This is a genomic window from Pseudomonas sp. FP2300 (genome assembly GCF_030687595.1).
Lineage (GTDB): Bacteria > Pseudomonadota > Gammaproteobacteria > Pseudomonadales > Pseudomonadaceae > Aquipseudomonas > Aquipseudomonas bijieensis.
This window is the reverse complement of sequence record NZ_CP117440.1, coordinates 6,011,282-6,032,096: the sequence shown is the minus strand read 5'-3', so window position 1 is coordinate 6,032,096 and position 20,815 is coordinate 6,011,282. Positions and strand designations below refer to the sequence as shown.

Genomic DNA, 20,815 nt, shown 5'->3' with positions numbered 1-20,815 from the left:
GGCGAAAAAAGGTCTTGCTTGGCAAGACCTTTCATATAAAAAGCTCCGAAACGACGAATGCCCAAATTGTCCAATCAGCAGGGCATCAGCGGGGGCGGTACTCGGCAAGCCGACTCTCAAAGTACTGTGCCGTTTCCTGATCAGTACAGTACAGGTAGCACCCTTTCATTCCACGGGTCATCAGTGTTCGGTACGTGTTTTTGATGATCAGGTCCGTCTCTTTCTGCGCGAAATCAGGTTGCTCTTTCATCAGTTTCTTCCAGCCACGAATCGATTTGTCGTGCTTGTCACGCTTGTGCGGCGATGTCAGCACTTTCCCATCACGGACGATCAAATCCGGGCCGATGATCACCCCTATATAGTCAACTTCCAGCCCTTGGCAGGTATGAATGCAACCAACCTGTTCGATGGAGTTTTCCGCGATGATCCACAAACTGCCGTCCTGATCCAGGTTCCATTGGCGCGCATAGTCATCGCCGATCACGATATCGGAAGCCTTGGAGTCTTTTTTACTGAGCCAAGGCCAGCAGTAACCCGCGACTACGCGAGCTTTGTTTCCGTGGTTTTTCTGCTCAATGGCCGCGTGCATTGCCTGCGGAGTGTTGAACACTTTAAATTCGTACTCGCTAGTATCGAGTAGCTGATTGGCGGTCAGTCGAATAGCCAATACGTCATCCAGCCACGCTAGATAACCATCAGACCCGCTGCAACGAAACTGAGAGGACAGTGTGTATTCCTCCACGGTTGCGCCTTTGGATTTCGCAAAGGTACGAATAGCCTGTTTGCTGCCAATGTCGCTCAAGGTCACGCGCTGATCTTCGTCGATGAAGAAAATCGAGCATTTCGAAGAGTTGATCAGTTCCTTAATTTGGTTCTCGCCCAGGTTTCCATACAGACCGCTTTTTTCATTGAGCCGGTGAGCTTCGTCAACGATCAGAGCGTCGAACGTGTTGGGCTCAGTTTCAATAAACGCACCCGAGCCAGAAAAGAAATTGGAAAAATGGCTGCGTTTGATCGTACCAACGAGCTTGCTTTCATACACCTTGCGAGGCGCTGCGTTTTTCGAGACGTATTTGCTAAGCAGCTTTAACGCGGTGAGTCTTACCAGCAAGTTGATCGCCAGAACGGTTTTTCCGGTCCCTGGACCGCCCTCAATGATCAGTACCTTTGGCGCTGCTATAGACGCTTCACCTGCCGCAACAAGTGCTGACTCGAAGACTTCTTTCTGGTCATCGATCAACACAAACTCAGGTTTGCCATCCATGAGCCCGGTAAGCGCTTCGGCTAGTGCTTTGGATGGCCGAATTTTTCCGTTGGAGAGTTCGTAAAGCACCTCTTTGTTGTCACCGTGAGTGATGTGCTTTTTCAGGAAACTTCGTAGTTTCGTCAGTTCCTCAGGGCCTTTGAGGAACAACGGAGCTTTACTGGTATGGGCTTGGTAGTGAGCGGAGTCGATGACGCCATCGCTGACATAGTTATGCAGATAGGCACAGGGGCGAATTTCGATGCTTTTGTCGTAGACCGCTTCGTTGAAGCCTTCTAACAGTGCCGCGTATGACCATACCTGATAGGACGGGTGAATGGTTTCAACGAGACCGCCACCTAAGGCAGTTTTGACAATTGCGTCCTTGGTGGTTGCGCTCGCCTTGCTCCATTGCTTCAGCTCGATCAATACGGCTTTTTTGGCTTGGTTCTCATCACGACCTGTGAGCAAAAAGTCGATACGCTTCGTGGACTGAGGGATGTGCAGCTCAATAGCCAGGCCAGCATTGCTAGGCAGGTCATCATCTCGAAGTACCTTGGCCATGTAGGTCAAGGATCCCTGCCACGACCTGATCTCTGATACGCCCACCTTCTTACCGGTGGCCTCTTTGAAGTGCCGCAGGATCACTTCTTCAATGTCGTCGTTATCATTGTCTTTCAGGAATTGCTGTTTGGTCGCCGCGTAAACGATCACAAGAGATCCTTAGAGCACTGAAGGTCAGAGTTGGTCGTACTTTTTGCTGGTGCTTTTGGCTTTGTCGACGGGGTATTTCTGGCCGTTCAGAGCAAGCTTGCTTGTAACCGCTTCGTTGAGATCGACGCCAAGCACGCTACTCAGGCGAACCAAGTACATGAGTACGTCGGCTAACTCGTCCCTCACTGATTGGGCGGTCGTCGGATGGTTAGCAGCAGCCAGTGAATCGGCTTCGCTCATCCACTGGAAAACTTCGCAAAGCTCACCCACCTCGCCTGTCAGCGCTAGCAGAAGGTTTTTGGGCGAGTGGAATTGCTGCCAGTCGCGATCATCTGCAAAGCGCTGGAGCGAAGCTGCAAGATTTTCCACGTCGATTAATTGTTTGGATGTGCCATCTGCCTTGCTCACAGACTTGCCTCTTGTTTGCCGACAGAAACGTGACCAACAGCCACGTCAGAAATTTAGGGATGGATTGTAAGAGTTTTCTTTTGGGGTAGTGGGCTTTTCACTGACCCTTCGACAGTAGATCCAGCTCAGGCTTTGTTTTTGGCTGCTTGATAGCGATCCTTGACCTCTGCAACGCTTAGCCATTTGCGGCGTGAATGCACCACACGATGACAATTGGCACATAACAATGCGAGGTCCGCGAGCTTGGTTTTATCGCCAGGTTGGAGCGTATGCAGTGGCTTAGTGTGGTGCACATCGATAACGCCATCGACGTCTGGGCCGTATGTTTTGCTGAAGTTGAAGCCACAGGCTTCGCACTGGAGAACACCGTGGTTCTTGAGGGCTTCGTCCTTTTTTCGTTTGACGAGTTTTTTGTCCCTTTCCCGTACACGGTGTACGCGGGTTAACACTTTTCCTTCCTCTGCTTCGAAGAAGCCCGGCTCTTCCTCCGCGCTTAGATCTATTGGCGTAGCAGAAGAAGTGGTTCCGACGTTCGCCTTGATGGCGGCTACGACTTCGGCTAGACGCTCGGGGTTATCCGCGAATTCCAGCCATACCAACTCCTCGTCTTTATTGCCTTTTGCAAGACCTGTGCGACCAGTGTTGGTATAGCTCGGATCCCAACGACGGAAATTGTTGAGCTTCATGCAGACACCATTGGTGTTACGAAAACTCTGGTTCTTGCTCGCACCGGTGGCGTTGCCAATGAGATTGAGGCTCTGTGATAGGGCTCGGACTTCTGGATGGTTAACGCCAGGTAAGCCATTGCGGTAAAGCAGGTACAGGTTCAGAGCTAGGACGAGTTCGTCACGGCTCCAAGGCGGATTGGATTGATTGCTGGTAGGTGAAGAGGACATGGCGGGGGCTATCCGTAGGTTTCCCGTTTCGCTGTAGGACGCAGCGCAATATGTCGTCAGAATATTCTCTTCTGATGGCGTTTGGGAATCATACGAGGTTCGATGGGCTTCGCTGTCGAGCACAGGGGATGCTCACGCGCAGCGTTGTTTGGCCATCAGGCGGAATTTTGCATGGGGATGGGATAAATTCAGACATTAAAAAGCCGGCTTATGGCCGGCTTCTCGTTGACTAACTCAGTTCGTTTTTGACAAACCTCACCAGCCTTCAAAACGTACATCCGGCTCTTGCGGCCGGCTGTGGGACTTGGTCAGAAAGTGATCTGCCTTGTCGGTGCGAGGTGTGGGCTCGCAAATGTGGGGCGGAGGATACGCGGGTTTTCTTCGGAAGCCCAGTGGTAAGTGGTGTGGAATCATTGGGTTATCGGTGATTCAGGGGAAAAGCCGGGGGCTGCTGCGCAGCCCAGCGGGAGCAAGCTCCCTCGCCACAAAAGCTTCTGCCACAGCTCCTGCCACAGCTCCTACTGCAGTTCCTGCCACGGTTTCTGGTCTTGGGTGGGTTAGTCGAATACCGGTGGTCTCTGTTTGTTGAGGGTTGACCACCAGAACACCCAGCCAATCACTCGGATATGTTGCGCATCGATCTGTTCAGCACTGAAGACTTCGTCCGGATACGCAGCCTTATTGTGGCTACGCAGCCGCAGCCGATTACCAGGAACGCGATGCAGGTATTTGATACGCAGCATCCCATCATGCTCAAGCGCATAGATCTGGCCATCAACGATTTGCGTCAGGCCGCGGTCGATGGCGAGGGTGGAGCCGTCTTCGATGCGTTCGGCCATGCTGTCGCCGACCATGGTGATGCAGATGGCGTCGCCGGGGTCGATTTCCAGGGATTCGAGGTGGCTGCGGGGCAGGCGGATGGATTGGTCGGGGATTTCGACGATGTGGGTTTTGGTTTCGCCGGGGGCGATGGGGACTTCCTTGTAGAAAGGCAGTTCGATGTCCGTGGGTTCCACCACGCTGTAGACGCCGTCGTTTTCGGCGGCTTCGTAGGTGGTGCCGGGGCCGAGGCCCAATGGGGTTTGGGGGCCTTCGCCGTGGGCGAGCCACTCCGGGCTGACCGTCAGCAGGCTGGCGATGGAATGGATGCGCCCTGGCGGGATGCCACGGTTGAACCAGTTGTTCACGTGTTGGGATTTCACGCCGTATAACTTCGCGAAGTCGGCGGAACGGATGTTCGCTTCTTTTAGAAGGGCTCTGAAGCGGTCGCCACTGGAAAGTATTTTCATAAACGGAAAGTTTAGGGGCGACTGTGTTTTCGGCAATAAACAAGTCGTGCAAATATATAAGACGATCTTTCCGTTTGCAGGATCTGAAAGGGGCGGGCTAAACGCTGTTAAACAGTATTAATACAAGTTGGTATTAAGCGCCATTAAGGCATAAAAAAACCCCGGTGCAAACCGGGGTTCTTCTGCAAATTCAGTTTCAGCCTTTGTAGGCGGCAACCGATTTGGTGATCGCTTCGCGGGCGGCGTCTGCACCGGCCCAGCCTTCGATCTTGACCCACTTGCCTTTTTCGAGGTCTTTGTAGTTCGCGAAGAAGTGCTCGATCTGCTGGATCAGCAGCGGTGGCAGGTCGGTGTATTCCTTCACGTCAACGTACAGTTGCGACAGTTTGTCGTGTGGCACTGCGATGACTTTGGCATCGCCGCCGCCGTCGTCGGTCATGTTCAGGATGCCGACCGGACGGGCGCGGATGACCGAGCCTGGGGCCACTGGGTATGGGGTCACGACCAGCACGTCGAGGGGGTCGCCGTCGTCGGCCAGGGTGTTGGGGATGTAACCGTAGTTGGCCGGGTAGAACATGGGGGTAGCCATGAAACGGTCAACGAACAGGCAGTCGCTGTCTTTGTCGATTTCGTATTTGATCGGGGCGTGGTTGGCCGGGATTTCGATCGCGACGTAGATGTCGTTCGGCAGGTCTTTGCCAGCCGGAATCTTGCTGTAGCTCATTGGGCGGTGCCCCCGTTAGTTGACCAAATGACTGGTCGGATTGACCAAAAAGTGGCGGCGATTATAGGCATATTCAGCCGCTGTTGCCACGTTAGCAGGGTCTTAGAGACCTTAGTATGACGCCTGATAGACCGGATCTTCGGCTTGAAGTTGCCGCAGCCGGGCCAAAGGATCCTGGCGGTAGAATGCCTGGAGCTGTTCGTAGACCTTGGGATAGGCCTGGTGCAGCAGGTCCGGGGCGCTGAAGAAATATTCGCTGGTGACGGCGAAGAATTCCGCTGGGTTTTCGGCGGCGTAGGGGTCGATGACGGTTTCTGCGTCGGGGTTGTGGTCGAGTTGGCGGTTGAGGTCATCGAAGGCCTGTTGCATGGCGTCGGCCCAATCCTGGACGCGCATGTCGGCGTGCAGCGGCGGCAGGCCGTTGGCGTCGCCGTTGAGCATGTCGAGTTTGTGCGCCAGTTCGTGGATCACCAGGTTGTAGCCGTCCCAGCCGCCGCTGGCGAGCACGCCGTCCCAGGCCAGGATGATCGGGCCTTGGGGCCAGGCTTCGCCGCTGTGTTCGCCGTCCCATTCGTGCTCGATGCCGCTGGCGTCGCGGTAGCGCTGGGGGCTGAGGAAGTCGTCGGGGTAGAGGACGATTTCGTGGAAGCCCTGGTACCAGTTCAGTTCGCCGAGGTGCATCAGCGGCAATTGGGCTTGGGCGGCGAGCAGCAGGCGTTGTTCCTGATGCAGTTCGACGCCGGGCAGGGCGGTGAGGTGTTTGTCGTGCAGGAACAGTACGCAGGCTTCCCGCAGCCATTGGTCCTCGGCGGGGCTGATGCCGTCGAGGAAGCTCAATTGCTGGCGCACGCGCTGCCAGGTGTCCTCGGCCACGGGGTGTTTGGCGAGGGTGCGTTGGCGGCGCCAGTTGCTCAGGGACCACATGGGCGATCAGGCTTTCGAGGCGCGCTGGCTCATTTTGCTGCGCACCAGGCTGATGATCATCGGCAGCAGCGACACCAGGATGATGCCCACCACCAGCAGTGACAGGTTCTGCTTGATGAACGGCACGTTGCCGAAGAAGTAGCCGAGGGTGACCAGGCCGCCGACCCAGAGGACGGTACCGAGGACGCTGAAGCCGAAGAAGCGCAGGTAGTTCATTTTGCCCACGCCAGCGACGAAGGGGGCGAAGGTGCGGATGATCGGCAGGAAGCGCGCCAGGGTCACGGTTTTGCCGCCGTGTTTGTCGTAGAAGTCGTGGGTTTGCTGCAGGTAGTCGCGGCGGAAGATTTTCGAGTTGGGGTTGCTGAACAGTTTTTCGCCGGCGGTGCGGCCGATCAGGTAATTGGTGCTGTCGCCGAGGATCGCCGCCAGCATCAACAGGCCGGCCAACAGCAGTGGGTCCATGGCGCCACCCGCGGCTACGGCGCCGGCGATGAACAGCAGGGAATCGCCCGGCAGGAATGGCGTCACCACCAGGCCGGTTTCGCAGAAGATCACCAGGAACAGGATGGCGTAGACCCAGGTGCCGTAGTTGGTCACCAGCATGTCGAGGTAGACGTCGAGATGCAGAATGAGGTCGAGGGGGTTGAAATCCATGCATAACACCTGTGGTGGCGGCCCGACTCGGCAGGCTGGTGGGGCTGGCTTTGAGTATGGCTACAGAGTGTGTAGCTTTTTCTTACAAGCTGGGAAGAGCGGCATTATACGGTGAGGATTGTGAAGCGCGTGTTGAGTTTGTAGCGGGGGATTTCTGAGGGGGTGGTTGGATGAGGCATCGGCTCGGACCGCTTTTGTGGCGAGGGAGCTTGCTCCCGCTGGAGCGCGAAGCGGTCCCCTAAAGGCTGACTAGGTCAGTCTGGTGTACCGCGTGCTCAGGTTTTGGGGCTGCTGCGCAGCCCAGCGGGGATAAATCCCCTCGCCACAAGGTTTCACCTAGCCACACAGGGTTGGTGGTGTGTCATTGGGATTTGGTTGGCTGGGTTGTGGGTGCTGCGCACCCAAGCGGGAGCAAGCTCCCTCGCCACAAGGGGTGCACTCAGCCACAGAGGTTTCACCCAGCCACCAGTGGGTCAGATCCCTTCGCTGATCGGCAACACGTAGTTCTTGAACTCGGTGTCTTCCTTGAAGCCAATCGATTCGTAGGTTTTCTGCGCGACTTCGTTGTTGCTGCTGGTGGAAACGCGCATGCGGACGGCGTTGGTTTCCTTGGCCATTTTTTTCGCGGTGCGGATCAGGTTGTCGGCCACCAGCTGGCGGCGGGCGTCTTCGGCGACGTAGATGTCGTTGAGGATCCACACGCGCTTGAGCGACAGCGACGAGAAGCTTGGGTAGAGCTGGCAGAAGCCCAGCAGCTTGTTGTCGTCGTCATCGGGCAAGGCCAGGTAGATCACCGATTCCTTGCGGCGCAGGCGTTTTTCGAGGAAGGCTCGGGACGAGTCCGGGTAGGGCAGTGAGCCGTAGAATTCCCGATACTTGACGAACAATGGGGTCAGCAGGTCCAGGTGTTCCAGGGTCGCTTGGATAATCCGCATGGTAGGTCTCGTCTGCAAGGGTCGACAGATATTCAGACAACAACTTCGCGCTGCCGTGCTTTTGATGCTGCCTGAAAGCGGATCAAAAACGCAACGGATAAACGGATCAGCTTTGGGGCGGCATGAGTAGGAAGTTACCTTTCATATCGGCGGTATTTTCCGAGTCTAGAGTTTGAACCTGGGCTTCGTCCTTCAGGTTGACCCCCGAGAGCTGGCGGCGACAGGCCTCGCGCATCAAGTAGATCAGGCGGTGGGCGGCCATGCCGTAGCTCAGGCCTTCAAGGCGGACGTTGGAGATGCAGTTGCGATAGGCATCGGTCAGGCCGACCTTGGGGTTGTAGGTGAAATACAGCCCCAGGCTGTCGGGGGAGCTGAGGCCGGGGCGTTCGCCGATCAGGATCACCGACATTTTTGCACCGAGCCGCTGCGCCACTTCATCGGCCACCGCGACGCGGCCTTGTTCCACCAGGATCACGGGCGACACCGACCAGCCGTCAGCGGCGATCTGTTCTTCCAATCGTGCGAGGAACGGCAGCGTATGCCGATGCACCGCCAGCGCCGACAAGCCATCAGCGACGACGATGGCCAGGTCCACGCCGCCGGGGTGAGCCGCTGCGTAGTCATCCAGGATTTTTGCAGAGGCCTCGTCGAGCCGTCGGCCCAGGTCCGGGCGTTGCAGGTAGCTATGGCGGTCGGCGGCGGCGCTATGGAGCAGCAGGCTTTCGCGGCCGCGCTCGGCCAGTTGTGCACGAATCCCTTGGTGATCGAACGCCAGGTGCACCGCATCGCGGGCCTGGGCGTGGGCGTATTGGAAGTCCAGTTGCGCCTGGGTCGGCAGGCTGGTGCCGGTGCGACCCAGGGCGATGCGCGCCGGGGTCAGGCGGCGCAGTTCCAGCCAAGGGTTTTGTGGATCGACAGGTTTGTTATCCATCGGCAGCTCACTTATCCCAAATGCGCCAGGGCGTGACGGAACGCCGGTGGCAGGTTGTCGCCGAACCGCACCCGGCCATCGGCCTGGGTGAAGATGCCCATGTTCGCCAGCCAGGTTTCGAATTCCGGCGCAGGCTTGAGGCCCAGGGTCTGGCGGGCGTAGAGGGCGTCGTGGAACGAGGTGGTCTGGTAGTTGAGCATGATGTCGTCGGAGCCGGGGATGCCCATGATGAAGTTGATCCCGGCCACGCCGAGCAGGGTCAGCAGGGTGTCCATGTCGTCCTGGTCGGCTTCGGCGTGGTTGGTGTAGCAGATGTCGCAGCCCATCGGCACGCCCAAGAGCTTGCCGCAGAAGTGGTCTTCGAGGCCGGCGCGGATGATCTGTTTGCCGTTGTACAGGTATTCCGGGCCGATGAAACCTACAACCGTGTTCACCAAAAACGGCTTGAAATGGCGTGCCACGGCGTAGGCTCGGGTTTCGCAGGTCTGTTGATCGACGCCGTGGTGGGCGTTGGCCGACAGCGCGCTGCCCTGGCCGGTTTCGAAGTACATCAGGTTGTTGCCCAAGGTGCCGCGATTCAGGCTGAGCCCGGCGTCGTAGCCTTCCTTCAGCACGTTGAGGTTGATGCCGAAACTGGCGTTGGCCGCTTCGGTGCCGGCGATGGACTGGAACACCAGGTCCAGGGGCACGCCTCGGTTGGCCGCTTCGATGGAGGTGGTGACGTGGGTCAGCACGCAGCCTTGGGTGGGGATGTCGTAGCGCTGGATGATGGCGTCGAGCATTTCCAGCATCGCGCAGATCGACGCGGTGCTGTCGGTGGCCGGGTTGATGCCGATCATGGCGTCGCCGTTGCCGTAGAGCAGGCCATCGAGAATGCTCGCGGCGATCCCCGCCGGTTCGTCGGTGGGGTGGTTGGGTTGCAGGCGCGTGGACAGGCGCCCGCGCAGGCCGAGGGTACCGCGGAACTTGGTGACCACGCGGATTTTCTGCGCCACCAGCACCAGATCCTGCACGCGCATGATCTTCGACACGGCGGCGACCATTTCCGGCGTCAGCCCCGGGGCCAGCGCCCGCAGGCTTTGTTCGTCGGCGGCATCGCTGAGCAGCCAATCGCGAAAGCCGCCGACGGTGAGGTGGCTGACGACGGCGAAGGCCTGTTTGTCGTGAGTGTCGACGATCAGCCGGGTGACTTCGTCGGCCTCGTAAGGAATCAGCATTTCTTGCAGGAAATGACTGAGGGGCAGGTCAGCCAGGGCCATTTGCGCGGCTACCCGCTCACCATCGTTGAGCGCCGCGACTTCGGCCAAAAAATCCCCGGAACGCGCCGGGCTGGCCTTGGCCATCAGCTCTTTGAGACTGTCGAAGCGATAGGTCTGGGCGCCGACGGAATGGGCGAATGCGGCCATGGGGCGGTGTCCTCCTGAGTCTCTAAATAATTCAACTACAGCGCAGACCCAACCCCTGTGGAGTAGCCCTGCTCCCACAGAGTTTCCCCACACAGGGCTAACCCTAAAACAGGGCTCTCCCACACAGGGAGGAAACTGCGTGCACTTCTATAAGGCAGGCACCGGACCCTCAGCCCGGCACCGGTGCAACTTTCAGATACCTGTGAGCATAGCGTCCGCCGGTGCATCGGAGCGTTGCTTGGCGGTCAGTTGGAAATACAGGTAGCCGACAACCATGAACGCCAGGAACACCAGGCCGATCAGCATGTTGAACCACGCCATCGCCACCAGGCACACCACCGCCAGGAACAGCGCGATGCCCGGTACGATCGGGTAGCCCGGGGCACGGAAGGTGCGTTCCAGGTTCGGTTCGGTCTTACGCAATCTGAACAGGCTGAGCATGCTGATGATGTACATCACAATGGCGCCGAACACCGACATGGTGATCATCGCTGCGGTCAGGGTCATGCCTTGCAGGTTGACCAGGCCATCGCTGTAGATCGCCGCGATGCCGATCACGCCGCCGGCCAGGATCGCCCGGTGCGGGGTCTGGAAGCGCGAGAGTTTCGCCAGGCCACGGGGTAGGTAGCCGGCCCGGGCCAGGGCGAAGAACTGCCGCGAGTAACCGAGGATGATCCCGTGGAAACTCGCCACCAGGCCGAACAGGCCGATCCACACCAGCATGTGCATCCACGTGGAATTGTTGCCGACCACGGCCTTCATCGCTTGGGGCAGCGGGTCGTTGATGTTTGACAGGGTGCGCCAGTCACCGACGCCGCCGGCCATGATCATCACGCCAATGGCCAGGAACACCAGGGTCAGGATGCCGCTGACGTAAGCTCGGGGAATCGTGCGTTTCGGGTCCTTGGCTTCTTCGGCGGCCATGGCCGCGCCTTCGATGGCGAGGAAGAACCAGATCGCGAAAGGGATCGCCGCGAAAATGCCCGGGATCGAGGCGAGGCTGAATTCATTGGAGCCGGCCCAGCCGTTGAGCACGAAGTTGCTGAAGCTGAAGCCCGGCGCGACCACGCCCATGAACACCAGCAATTCGGCGACCGCCAGCACGGTGACCACCAGCTCGAAGGCGGCGGCGATGCTGACGCCGAGGATGTTCAGGGTCATGAACACGATGTACGCGCCAACCGCGGCGAGCTTGGGGTCCAATTCCGGGAATTGCACGTTGAGGTAGGCGCCAATCGCCATGGCGATGGCCGGGGGCGCGAAGACAAATTCGATCAGCGTGGCGATCCCGGCGATCAACCCGCCTTTCTCACCAAAGGCCCGTCGGCTGTAGGCAAACGGCCCGCCAGCGTGGGGAATCGCGGTGGTCAATTCGGTGAAACTGAAGATGAAGCAGGTATACATCAACGCCACCATGAGGGCGGTGACCAGGAACCCCAGGGTCCCAGCGGTGCCCCAGCCGTAACTCCAGCCGAAGTATTCGCCTGAAATCACCAGGCCGACGGCGATACCCCATAAATGCAGGGTGCCGAGTGTGGGTTTGAGTTGAGTGGTAGAAGTCATAAGTCCTCTCTGTCTTTTTTATTGTTTGATCTGTTGGACTTTCGGGTTTGTTGTGGAGCGGGCACGCAAGGCTCATGCCAGAGCGGTGGGACGGCAATTTGATGTTGTCAGTGAGGGCGCCATCGCGAGCAGGCTCGCTCCCACAGGGGGTTTGGGCCAACCCACAGAAAAAGGGTCACCCACAGTCCCTGTGGGAGCGAGCCTGCTCGCGATAGCTATCTAAAGGGCGAAACAGAACCACCTGCGTCGCCCCAAAGGCTTAGAAGAACCCCAACGGATTGATGTCGTAGCTCACCAGCAGGTTTTTGGTCTGCTGATAGTGATCGAGCATCATCTTGTGCGTCTCACGACCCACGCCGGACTTCTTGTAGCCACCGAACGCGGCGTGGGCCGGGTAGAGGTGGTAGCAGTTGGTCCAGACGCGACCGGCCTTGATCGCCCGGCCCATGCGGTAGGCGCGGTTGATGTCGCGGGTCCACAGGCCGGCGCCGAGGCCGAACTCGGTGTCGTTGGCGATGGCCAGGGCTTCGGCTTCGTCCTTGAAGGTGGTGATGCTCACCACTGGGCCGAAGATTTCTTCCTGGAACACGCGCATTTTGTTGGTGCCCTTGAGCAGGGTCGGCTGGATGTAATAACCGCTGGCCAGGTTGCCTTCGAGTTTTTCCACCTTGCCGCCGGTCAGCAGCTCGGCGCCTTCGCCCTTGGCGATTTCCAGGTACGAAAGAATCTTGTCGAATTGCTGCTCGGACGCCTGGGCGCCGACCATGGTGTCGGTGTCCAGCGGGTCGCCGCGTTTGATCTGCAGGACTTTGTTCATCACCACTTTCATGAACTCGTCGTAGATCGATTCTTGCACCAGGGCGCGGGATGGGCAGGTGCAGACTTCGCCCTGGTTGAAGAACGCCAGCACCAGGCCTTCGGCGGCTTTTTCGATGAAGCTCGGCTCGGCCTGCATGATGTCTTCGAAGAAGATGTTCGGCGACTTGCCGCCCAGTTCCACGGTGGACGGGATGATGTTCTCGGCGGCGCATTTCATGATGTGCGAGCCGACCGGGGTGGAACCGGTAAAGGCGATCTTGGCGATGCGCTTGCTGGTCGCCAGGGCTTCACCGGCTTCTTTACCGAAGCCTTGCACCACGTTCAACACGCCGGGTGGCAGCAGGTCGCCGATCAGTTCCATGAGCACGCAGATGCCCAGCGGGGTTTGCTCGGCGGGCTTGAGCACCACGCAGTTACCGGCGGCCAGGGCCGGGGCGAGTTTCCAGGCGGCCATCAGCAGCGGGAAGTTCCACGGGATGATCTGCCCGACCACGCCTAGTGGTTCATGGATGTGATAGGCCACGGTGTTGCCGTCGATCTCGGCGGCGCTGCCTTCCTGGGCCCGCAGGCACCCGGCGAAGTAGCGGAAGTGGTCGGCGGCCAGGGGGATGTCGGCGTTGAGGGTTTCGCGCACGGCTTTGCCGTTGTCCCAGGATTCAGTGATCGCCAGCACTTCGAGGTTGGCTTCGATGCGGTCGGCGATTTTCAGCAGGATCAGCGAACGGGCCTGGGCCGACGTGGCGCCCCAGGCATCCGCGGCGGCGTGGGCGGCGTCCAGGGCTTTGTCGATGTCTTCGGCCGTGGAGCGCGGGAATTCGGCAATGGGCTGGCCATTGACCGGGGAAGTATTGGTGAAGTACTGACCTTTGACAGGCGCGACGAACTCGCCGCCGATGTAGTTACCGTATTTGCTCTTGAACGAAACGATAGCGCCTTCAGTACCGGGGTGAGCGTAACGCATGATGAGTTCTCCTTGGCTTTTGTGCTTATACGGGAGGCCGCGCAAAATTGAGCGCCGGTAATTAAGCCTAGAGCAAAGGTTGGGCCATTGCCTTGCAAGGCCCGTAAATCAAGACTTTAGGAGGAGTTCGCCGGACAAACGGATGCCGTGCGTGACGATTGCGATACAGCCGGTGTGACAGTTTGTGCCATCGGCGAGACAGTCTGTGACTGACAGGTCGCGCCAGCATTGCAAAGGTTGTTGGGCTGGAGGATGCTGACGCGAGTTGGCGGGAGGGCTGCTAAGCAGCCCAACGGGGATAAATCCCCTCACCACAGAGAACAATAAGAAATGCACAGCAACCACTTGAGTCGCCATGCCCAACAAGTCCTGACGGTCACCCAGGGCAAGGCCCACCTGCAGGGCCCCGGCAGCGATCCGTCGATTGCCCGTTCCTGGCTGCGCTGCCTCGAGGACTATCACCTCGACCCGGCCCAGAACCTCGCGCCGACGGTGCTCGAACATGGCCGGGTGCTGGAAAGCCGCGAACGCCTGCAACAGGTGCTGCACATCGCCGGCACCGAAATGACCAGCCTCCATCAGCAACTCTCCGGCGCCGGCCACGCGGTGCTGCTCACCGATGCCCGGGGCGTGATCCTCAATTGCGTCACCGCCCCCAGCGAACGCAAGATTTTCGAACGGGCCGGGCTCTGGCTCGGCGCTGACTGGAGCGAAGCCTGCGAAGGCACCAACGGTATTGGCACCTGCCTGGTAGAACGTCAGGCCCTGACCATCCACCAGGAAGAACATTTCCGTGGCCGCCACACCGGCCTGACCTGCTCGGCCAGCCCGGTCTTCGACCCTCAGGGCGAACTGTTGGCGGTGCTCGACGTGTCCTCGGCCCGCCCGGACGTGTCGCGCCAGAGCCAGTTCCACACCATGGCCCTGGTCAATCTCTCGGCGAAGATGATCGAGAGCTGCTATTTCCTGCGTTGCTTCGACAATCAATGGCTGCTGCGCTTTCACCTGCAGGCCGAGTCCGTGGGGCTGTTCAGCGAAGGGTTGCTGGCGTTCGACGGCGAAGGGCGGATCAGCGCGGTCAACCAGAGCGCGCTCAACCTCTTGGGGCATATTCGCGGCAGCTTGCTGGGCCAGCGGGTGGAAGACTTCTTCGATTGTTCGCTGGACGAGTTGCTCGGCCGCGCGAGCGTCAATGCCAGTGCGAGCTGGCCGTTGCGGACCCGTGACGGTCGGCCTTTGTTCGCCGTGCTGCGTGGCCAGCCGCGCAGCGTGCCGGTGCCGATCGCTCCGTTGCTTAAGGCCATCGAGCCTGCGCGGCTGCCGGGCATCTGCCTGGGGGATGCGGCGTTGCAGGAGCATTTTCGCAAGGCGCTGCGGGTGTTCGAGCGCGATGTGCCGCTGCTGATCCACGGCGAAACCGGCTCCGGCAAAGAAGCCTTCGCCAAGGCCGTGCACCACGCCAGCCAGCGCGCCGGCAAACAGTTCGTCGCCCTCAACTGCGCGGCCATCCCGGAAAGCCTGATCGAGAGCGAGTTGTTCGGCTATCGCGGCGGCAGCTTCACCGGCGCACGCAAGGAAGGTATGCGCGGCAAGCTGCAACAGGCCGATGGCGGCACGTTGTTCCTTGATGAAATCGGCGACATGCCCCTGGCCTTGCAGACCCGTTTGCTGCGGGTGCTGGAAGATCGTCAGGTGGTGCCCATCGGCGGCGAGCCCGAGACGGTCAACGTGCGCATCATCAGCGCCACCCACCGGCAATTGCTGGATCGGGTGCAGGACGGCAGCTTCCGCGAGGATTTGTATTACCGCCTCAATGGGTTGGAAATCCCCTTGCCGGCGTTGCGCGAGCGCAGTGACAAATCGCAGTTGTTGGATTTCCTGCTGGCCGAGGAGAGCGGCGGCGAGACGGTGATCATCGACGAACCGGCGCGCCAGGCGTTGCTGGGCTTCGACTGGCCGGGCAACGTGCGGCAACTGCGCAATGTGTTGCGCACCCTTGCTGCGTTATGCGACGGCGGGCGGATTGGTCTGGAGGATTTGCCGGCGATGATTCGCCAGCGTCCGGTGGCGCTGGTTGAAACCGTGGCAGAACGGCCGCTTGAAGATGCCGAGCGTGTGGCGTTGCTCGATGTGCTGGAGCGCCAGCGCTGGCACATGACCCACACCGCCGAACAACTGGGCATCAGCCGCAATACCCTCTACCGAAAGCTGCGCAAGCACGCCATCGCCCGCTGAACCGTGTCGCGGCCATTCGCGAGCAAGCCCGCTCCCACATTCTGACCGCATTCCTCCTGAAAGAACTCGGTCAACTGTGGGAGCGGGCTTGCTCGCGAAGGCGGCTGCACATTCAACATCACTGCAAGCTGATCCACCGCTATCGCGGGCAAGCCTTGCTCCCACAGAAGCCCGCCTGTGCATCGTGGCTTAAACACAAGGTGCGATTTCCCCCTCCCTACGCTAACCTGCGGCCATGTTTTACGAGGTCGACTATGCACATCCATATTCTCGGTATTTGCGGCACTTTCATGGGTTCGATGGCGGTCTTGGCCAAGGAACTGGGTCATCACGTGACCGGTTCCGACGCCAACGTCTACCCGCCGATGAGCACACAGCTGGAGGCCCAGGGCATTGAGCTGACCCAAGGCTACGACCCGGCGCAGCTGGACCCGGCGCCAGACCTGGTGGTCATCGGCAATGCCATGTCCCGTGGCAACCCGGCGGTGGAGTACGTGCTCAACAAAGGCCTGCCCTACGTGTCGGGCCCGCAGTGGCTGGCCGATCACGTGTTGCAGGGCCGTTGGGTCCTGGCCGTGGCCGGCACCCACGGCAAGACCACCACCAGCAGCATGCTCGCCTGGGTTTTGGAGCACGCCGGCATGAGCCCGGGCTTTTTGATCGGCGGCGTACCGCAGAATTTCTCGGTGTCGGCGCGCCTGGGCGGCACGCCGTTCTTCGTGATCGAGGCCGACGAATACGACAGCGCGTTTTTCGACAAGCGTTCGAAATTCGTCCACTACCGTCCACGCACGGCGATCCTCAACAACCTTGAGTTCGATCATGCGGACATCTTCCCCGATCTGCCAGCCATCGAGCGGCAGTTCCACCATCTGGTCCGCACTATCCCGAGTGAAGGCCTGGTCATCCATCCGACCACCGAGCCTGCGTTGCAGCGGGTGATCGAGATGGGCTGCTGGACCCCGGTGCAAACCACTGGCGCGGGTGGGCAGTGGCAGGTGAAGTTGCTCAAGGACGACGGTTCGCAGTTCGAAGTGATCTTCGAAGGTGTGTCCCAAGGCGTGGTCGAGTGGGACATGACCGGCCAGCACAACGTCGCCAACGCCCTGGCGACCCTCGCGGCGGCCCGTCATGTCGGCGTGGTGCCGTCCATGGGCATTGCCGCGTTGAGCGCGTTCAAGAGCGTGAAGCGGCGCATGGAGAAAGTCGCCGAGGTGCGCGGCATCACCATCTATGACGACTTCGCCCACCATCCGACCGCCATCGCCACCACCCTCGACGGGCTGCGCAAGCGCATCGGTGACGCACCGTTGATTGCGATCATCGAGCCACGCTCCAACTCCATGAAACTCGGCGCCCACCGCGACGGCCTGCCGGAAAGCGTGGTCGATGCCGACCAGGTGATCTGGTACGCACCGGCCAACCTCGGCTGGGACCTCGGCGCCACCGCCGCGCTGTGCACGGTGCCGTCGATTGTCAGCGATTCCCTGGAAGGCATCATCGAGCGCGTGAAAAGCCAGGCTCAGCCCGGCACCCACGTGGTGATCATGAGCAACGGCGGCTTCGGCGGCCTGCACGGCAAACTGGCCGAGGCGCTGAAATGAACACTCGCTTGGAGAGCAATGGCCCCGACCGCATTACGCTGGCGATGACCGGTGCCTCCGGCGCCCAGTACGGCTTGCGCCTGCTCGATTGTCTGGTGCGTGAAGACCGCGAGGTGCACTTCCTGATCTCCAAGGCCGCGCAACTGGTGATCGCCACCGAAACCGACGTGACCCTGCCGGCCAAGACCCAGATGATGCAGGCCTTCCTCACCGAATACACCGGTGCGGCGGCGGGGCAGATTCGTGTGTATGGCAAGGAAGACTGGATGTCGCCCGTTGCATCGGGCTCCGGTGCTCCGGCGGCGATGGTGGTGGTGCCGTGTTCCACCGGAACGCTGTCGGCGATTGCCACCGGGGCCTGCAACAACCTGATCGAACGGGCCGCGGACGTCACGCTCAAGGAGCGCCGCCAGTTGATCCTGGTGCCGCGGGAAGCGCCGTATTCGAGCATTCATCTGGAGCACATGCTCAAGCTGTCGAACATGGGCGTGACCATCCTGCCGGCCTCGCCGGGTTTCTATCATCAGCCACAGACCATCGACGACCTGATCGATTTCGTGGTCGCGCGGATTCTCAACCTGCTGAACATCCCCCAGGACATGCTGCCGCGCTGGGGCGAGCATCATTTGAGCAGCGATGAATAAGCTCCTGGTGGTGCTGCTGGCGCTGCAACTGACCGGCTGCGCCACCGCCCGCACCCTCGACGCCGCCAAGCCTGGCGCGCCGGTGGTGTACGCGGGCACGCGCCTGGACCTCTACGCTCTCAATGGTGGCTGCTGCGCCAAGGACCGCTTCGGCGCCGAAGCCCCGAGCTACCCGGGTTTGGATCTGCCGGGCAGTGCGTTGTTGGATACCTTGTTGTTGCCGTTGTCGTTATTCACGGCATTAGGCGTAGGGTTCCAGGCGACAGGCGGGTTGTAACAAGCACCACAGTGCTTGATCTGCTCAGAACCTGTGGCGAGGGAGCTTGCTCCCGCTGGGCTGCGAAGCGGCCCCAAGCTTTCTTTCATTCTGAAACTGCAGGCGACTGCTGCGCAGTCGAGCGGGAGCAAGCTCCCTCGCCACAGGGCTATGGGCTATTTGCCGAGCTTACGCAACTCATCCGACTCCACAACCCGCACTCCATTCTGCTCTTCCAGCGCCAGTCGCCACATGGCGCGGGCCAGTTGGCAGGCTTCGATGCCGTGGTATTTGCCCGGGATCAGCTTCGACAACGGCCCGGCCAGTTGTTCGGCCAGGCGCGGTTCGACGCGGTCGCCCAGCAGCAGGGAAGGGCGGCAGATGGTCAGTTGCGGCCAGTCCTGGGCCTTGAGCGCGGCTTCCATTTCGCCTTTGACCCGGTTATAGAAAATCGATGACTTCGGGTCGGCCCCCAAGGCGCTGATCACGATCAAGTGTCGTGCCCCGAGTTCCCGGGCGCGTTTGGCAAACGCCACCACCAGGTCCAGGTCCACCGCGCGAAAGGCTTGTTCGGAGCCGGCTTTCTTGATGGTCGTGCCCAGGCAGCAAAAGGCGATGTCGACCTGGCCGCTGAGTTGTGGCAGCACCTGGGCCGGTTCCCCGACCGGATTTTCCAGGCGTGGATGCTCGGCCAGCGGCCGGCGCGTGGGGGCCAGGACCCGGGAGATGGTCGGCTCGTTGAGCAGCCGGTCCAGTAGATGTTCCCCGGTCAGTCCGGTAGCACCGGCGAGCAAAACATGCTGAGGCGTCAAGTACATGGTGTTTCCCCCTTGATACGATTCAGCTTAGTTGCTCTTTATGGCTCCGTCGTTCAATGCAGCACTTTGCAATGCTTTACGGGCCTGCTGTTTGCGCAGCAGTTGCCAGTGGGAAAGGACCGTCCGGGGCGCCCACATCTGCGGTTCGGAGGCTTCGAAATTGTCCGCCTGCTCCCGTTCGGCGACGGTGGCCTTGGCCCGTTTGAAGGCCTGCTCCAGGTCATCGGTCTGGTTCAGCGCCTGGGCAAACAGCGCATCGCCGAAGTAGGTGAAGTTGGCTTCCTCGGAGCAGCCGAAGGACACACGGTCGGCCCGGGACGCGGTCATGATCAGGGTGCGTTCATCCTTGAGTGCCGGGATGAAACCGCCGGAATAACAGGCCGAGATCACCACGATCTTGTCGCGGTTCTTCAGCGGCGCCAGGACCACGGCCAGTTCATCGGCGGGCAGGTCGGCCAGTTCCATGCGCGGTTGGTCGAGCACCAGTTCATGCTCGCTGGTGCCATGGCTGGTCAGGTAGATGAAAATCAGGTCTTCCGGGCCGCTGCGCTCGGCCAGCGTGGCGGCGGCGCGGCGCAGGCTTTCGCGGCTGGCCATGGGCCGGTCGCCGAGGTGGTCACGATGGTTCACCAGGCGGATCTGGCCGAACGCGCCGAAACGGCTGGCGAGCATGTTGGCGACATAGTCGGATTCGCGCAGGAACACGCTTTGCTTGCCATCGCCGCCCACGGTCAGGCTGTACAGCTCCACCGCCGGGGTCGAGGCCGGGATATTGGCCAGGGCTTCCTCCAGCAGCCGGCCCTGGGCCAGCAGACCGAGTTCGAGCACATCCGGCAACAGCCTGCCGTCCGCGTCGCGCACCCGTTGGCCGTTGGCCCAGGTGCCGCTTTGTACCGTGCCGTCGGTCAACGCCAGGGTGCCACGGCCGTGGTAACTGTCGTTTTCGAACTGGCCGATGTAGAAGCTGCCGTCGGGCAGGTTCAAGCGGCCCTCGCCGGTAAAGCGCCAATCCTTGAAATGACCGAGATAGTGGCTGCCGTCGGCGCCGATCAGTTCGCCCTTGCCGGTCAGCGCGCCATCCTTGAACTGGCCGATCCAGACATCACCGTCGGCATTTTCGTAGCGACCGCGACCGTTGAGTTGGTTGTTCCTGAAACCGCCGATGTAGACATCGCCCTCGGCGCTGTTGAAGGTGCCCTTGCCCTGCAGTTGCCCATCGACGAAGTGCCCGGTGAACTGGTTGCCGCTGGCGTCGAAGCGCTGGCCTTCACCGTTGGGCTTGCCGTTGACGAACGGGCCCTGGTACTGGCTGCCGTCGTCGAGTTCCAGGCGTCCGAGGCCGGAATAGCGGTCGGCCTTGAACTCGCCCCGGTAGGTCATGCCGTTTTCCTTGAGCGTCCCTTCACCCTCCCGGCGCCCCAGCTTGAAGCCGCCGGTGTAGCTGCTGGTCGGTGTGGTCAGGCTGCCCTGGCCGTGGAACAGGCCTTGGTGGAACTGGCCGCGATAGACCTCGCCATTGCTGCCATGCCATTCCCCGGTGCCGTGCCACTGGCCCTTGTCGAACTGCCCGGCATACCAACTGCCGTTGGGGTAGTCGATGCGCCCCTGGCCTTGCAGCAGCCCGTCCACCAGGTCGCCGCGATAGCGGCCGCCGTCGGGCAGGCGCGCGTCGGGAGGCAGCGGCGATTCGCCGTCGCCACAGGCGGTGAGCAACAGGGTCAGGGTCAGTGGGACGAGTAAGCGCATAACGGGATCCAGGTCATCAGGCCACGAGTATGCCGCAGCTATGCC

Annotated in this window: 18 protein-coding genes; 4 read left to right on the top strand and 14 right to left on the bottom strand. The window is 60.4% G+C overall.

Annotated features, from left to right (window positions below):
• Positions 1 to 85: 85 nt before the first annotated feature.
• The 12 genes from PSH86_RS26840 to PSH86_RS26785 form a co-directional block, all read right to left on the bottom strand.
• Positions 86 to 1,957, bottom strand: a complete 1,872-nt coding sequence (locus PSH86_RS26840) for a DUF2075 domain-containing protein (RefSeq protein WP_305486082.1) — start codon at positions 1,955 to 1,957, stop codon at positions 86 to 88.
• A 24-nt stretch (positions 1,958 to 1,981) separates the two neighbouring features.
• The gene (locus tag PSH86_RS26835) at positions 1,982 to 2,365 is read right to left on the bottom strand and encodes a nucleotide pyrophosphohydrolase (RefSeq protein WP_163856482.1); all 384 of its coding nucleotides are present in this window, start codon (positions 2,363 to 2,365) and stop codon (positions 1,982 to 1,984) included.
• A gap of 125 nt (positions 2,366 to 2,490) precedes the next feature.
• Positions 2,491 to 3,261 (bottom strand): HNH endonuclease, encoded by a 771-nt coding sequence (locus PSH86_RS26830; RefSeq protein ID WP_204334234.1) that lies wholly within the window; start codon positions 3,259 to 3,261, stop codon positions 2,491 to 2,493.
• 557 nt (positions 3,262 to 3,818) lie between these two features.
• On the bottom strand, positions 3,819 to 4,550 hold the full coding sequence (locus PSH86_RS26825) for a helix-turn-helix transcriptional regulator (RefSeq protein WP_305486079.1): 732 nt from the start codon (positions 4,548 to 4,550) through the stop codon (positions 3,819 to 3,821).
• Positions 4,551 to 4,746: 196 nt separating this feature from the next.
• Positions 4,747 to 5,274: an inorganic diphosphatase gene (gene ppa, locus PSH86_RS26820; protein WP_003205933.1), complete on the bottom strand. Its 528-nt coding sequence runs from the start codon at positions 5,272 to 5,274 to the stop codon at positions 4,747 to 4,749.
• 111 nt (positions 5,275 to 5,385) lie between these two features.
• Positions 5,386 to 6,198 carry a zinc-dependent peptidase gene (locus PSH86_RS26815; RefSeq protein WP_305486077.1) on the bottom strand — a complete coding sequence of 271 codons (813 nt, stop codon included), beginning with the start codon at positions 6,196 to 6,198 and terminating at the stop codon, positions 5,386 to 5,388.
• 6 nt (positions 6,199 to 6,204) lie between these two features.
• Complete coding sequence (locus tag PSH86_RS26810; RefSeq protein WP_025569614.1) at positions 6,205 to 6,852, bottom strand: DedA family protein; 648 nt, start codon at positions 6,850 to 6,852, stop codon at positions 6,205 to 6,207.
• A 473-nt stretch (positions 6,853 to 7,325) separates the two neighbouring features.
• Complete coding sequence (locus PSH86_RS26805) at positions 7,326 to 7,787, bottom strand: N-acetyltransferase (protein ID WP_025569618.1); 462 nt, start codon at positions 7,785 to 7,787, stop codon at positions 7,326 to 7,328.
• 106 nt (positions 7,788 to 7,893) lie between these two features.
• Complete coding sequence (gene eutC, locus PSH86_RS26800; RefSeq protein WP_176689073.1) at positions 7,894 to 8,718, bottom strand: ethanolamine ammonia-lyase subunit EutC; 825 nt, start codon at positions 8,716 to 8,718, stop codon at positions 7,894 to 7,896.
• A gap of 11 nt (positions 8,719 to 8,729) precedes the next feature.
• Positions 8,730 to 10,124, bottom strand: a complete 1,395-nt coding sequence (locus PSH86_RS26795; RefSeq protein ID WP_109756305.1) for an ethanolamine ammonia-lyase subunit EutB — start codon at positions 10,122 to 10,124, stop codon at positions 8,730 to 8,732.
• Positions 10,125 to 10,316: 192 nt separating this feature from the next.
• Positions 10,317 to 11,687, bottom strand: coding sequence for an ethanolamine permease (gene eat / locus PSH86_RS26790; protein WP_232201656.1), 1,371 nt, complete (start codon positions 11,685 to 11,687; stop codon positions 10,317 to 10,319).
• A 259-nt stretch (positions 11,688 to 11,946) separates the two neighbouring features.
• Positions 11,947 to 13,467 carry an aldehyde dehydrogenase family protein gene (locus PSH86_RS26785; protein ID WP_025569726.1) on the bottom strand — a complete coding sequence of 507 codons (1,521 nt, stop codon included), beginning with the start codon at positions 13,465 to 13,467 and terminating at the stop codon, positions 11,947 to 11,949.
• Positions 13,468 to 13,797: 330 nt separating this feature from the next.
• On the opposite strand from PSH86_RS26785, the gene PSH86_RS26780 reads away from it, so the two are divergent.
• From PSH86_RS26780 to PSH86_RS26765, 4 genes are all read left to right on the top strand, one after another.
• On the top strand, positions 13,798 to 15,702 hold the full coding sequence (locus PSH86_RS26780; RefSeq protein WP_163856491.1) for a sigma-54-dependent Fis family transcriptional regulator: 1,905 nt from the start codon (positions 13,798 to 13,800) through the stop codon (positions 15,700 to 15,702).
• A 254-nt stretch (positions 15,703 to 15,956) separates the two neighbouring features.
• Complete coding sequence (gene mpl, locus PSH86_RS26775) at positions 15,957 to 17,306, top strand: UDP-N-acetylmuramate:L-alanyl-gamma-D-glutamyl-meso-diaminopimelate ligase (RefSeq protein WP_163856493.1); 1,350 nt, start codon at positions 15,957 to 15,959, stop codon at positions 17,304 to 17,306.
• The gene (gene ubiX / locus PSH86_RS26770) at positions 17,303 to 17,950 is read left to right on the top strand and encodes a flavin prenyltransferase UbiX (RefSeq protein WP_109756301.1); all 648 of its coding nucleotides are present in this window, start codon (positions 17,303 to 17,305) and stop codon (positions 17,948 to 17,950) included. Before mpl ends, ubiX begins: the two co-directional genes overlap by 4 nt.
• Complete coding sequence (locus PSH86_RS26765) at positions 17,943 to 18,227, top strand: YceK/YidQ family lipoprotein (RefSeq protein WP_217860409.1); 285 nt, start codon at positions 17,943 to 17,945, stop codon at positions 18,225 to 18,227. Before ubiX ends, PSH86_RS26765 begins: the two co-directional genes overlap by 8 nt.
• Before the next feature lie 155 nt (positions 18,228 to 18,382).
• Here the strand turns inward: PSH86_RS26765 and PSH86_RS26760 are convergent, their stop codons facing one another.
• Together PSH86_RS26760 and PSH86_RS26755 are read right to left on the bottom strand one after the other, a co-directional pair.
• Positions 18,383 to 19,024 (bottom strand): oxidoreductase, encoded by a 642-nt coding sequence (locus PSH86_RS26760; protein WP_305486064.1) that lies wholly within the window; start codon positions 19,022 to 19,024, stop codon positions 18,383 to 18,385.
• 27 nt (positions 19,025 to 19,051) lie between these two features.
• Positions 19,052 to 20,770: a C13 family peptidase gene (locus PSH86_RS26755; protein ID WP_305486061.1), complete on the bottom strand. Its 1,719-nt coding sequence runs from the start codon at positions 20,768 to 20,770 to the stop codon at positions 19,052 to 19,054.
• Positions 20,771 to 20,815 lie beyond the last annotated feature (45 nt).

Bases quoted from the DNA above. Each gene is read 5' to 3' on its own strand.
- PSH86_RS26795 (WP_109756305.1), bottom strand. From the start codon at position 10,124: ATGGCCGCATTCGCCCATTCCGTCGGCGCCCAGACCTATCGCTTCGAC.
- PSH86_RS26760 (WP_305486064.1), bottom strand. From the start codon at position 19,024: ATGTACTTGACGCCTCAGCATGTTTTGCTCGCCGGTGCTACCGGACTG.
- eat (WP_232201656.1), bottom strand. From the start codon at position 11,687: ATGACTTCTACCACTCAACTCAAACCCACACTCGGCACCCTGCATTTA.
- mpl (WP_163856493.1), top strand. From the start codon at position 15,957: ATGCACATCCATATTCTCGGTATTTGCGGCACTTTCATGGGTTCGATG.
- PSH86_RS26815 (WP_305486077.1), bottom strand. From the start codon at position 6,198: ATGTGGTCCCTGAGCAACTGGCGCCGCCAACGCACCCTCGCCAAACAC.
- PSH86_RS26825 (WP_305486079.1), bottom strand. From the start codon at position 4,550: ATGAAAATACTTTCCAGTGGCGACCGCTTCAGAGCCCTTCTAAAAGAA.
- PSH86_RS26780 (WP_163856491.1), top strand. From the start codon at position 13,798: ATGCACAGCAACCACTTGAGTCGCCATGCCCAACAAGTCCTGACGGTC.
- PSH86_RS26810 (WP_025569614.1), bottom strand. From the start codon at position 6,852: ATGGATTTCAACCCCCTCGACCTCATTCTGCATCTCGACGTCTACCTC.
- PSH86_RS26765 (WP_217860409.1), top strand. From the start codon at position 17,943: ATGAATAAGCTCCTGGTGGTGCTGCTGGCGCTGCAACTGACCGGCTGC.
- PSH86_RS26830 (WP_204334234.1), bottom strand. From the start codon at position 3,261: ATGTCCTCTTCACCTACCAGCAATCAATCCAATCCGCCTTGGAGCCGT.
- ppa (WP_003205933.1), bottom strand. From the start codon at position 5,274: ATGAGCTACAGCAAGATTCCGGCTGGCAAAGACCTGCCGAACGACATC.
- eutC (WP_176689073.1), bottom strand. From the start codon at position 8,718: ATGGATAACAAACCTGTCGATCCACAAAACCCTTGGCTGGAACTGCGC.
- PSH86_RS26755 (WP_305486061.1), bottom strand. From the start codon at position 20,770: ATGCGCTTACTCGTCCCACTGACCCTGACCCTGTTGCTCACCGCCTGT.
- PSH86_RS26785 (WP_025569726.1), bottom strand. From the start codon at position 13,467: ATGCGTTACGCTCACCCCGGTACTGAAGGCGCTATCGTTTCGTTCAAG.
- PSH86_RS26805 (WP_025569618.1), bottom strand. From the start codon at position 7,787: ATGCGGATTATCCAAGCGACCCTGGAACACCTGGACCTGCTGACCCCA.
- ubiX (WP_109756301.1), top strand. From the start codon at position 17,303: ATGAACACTCGCTTGGAGAGCAATGGCCCCGACCGCATTACGCTGGCG.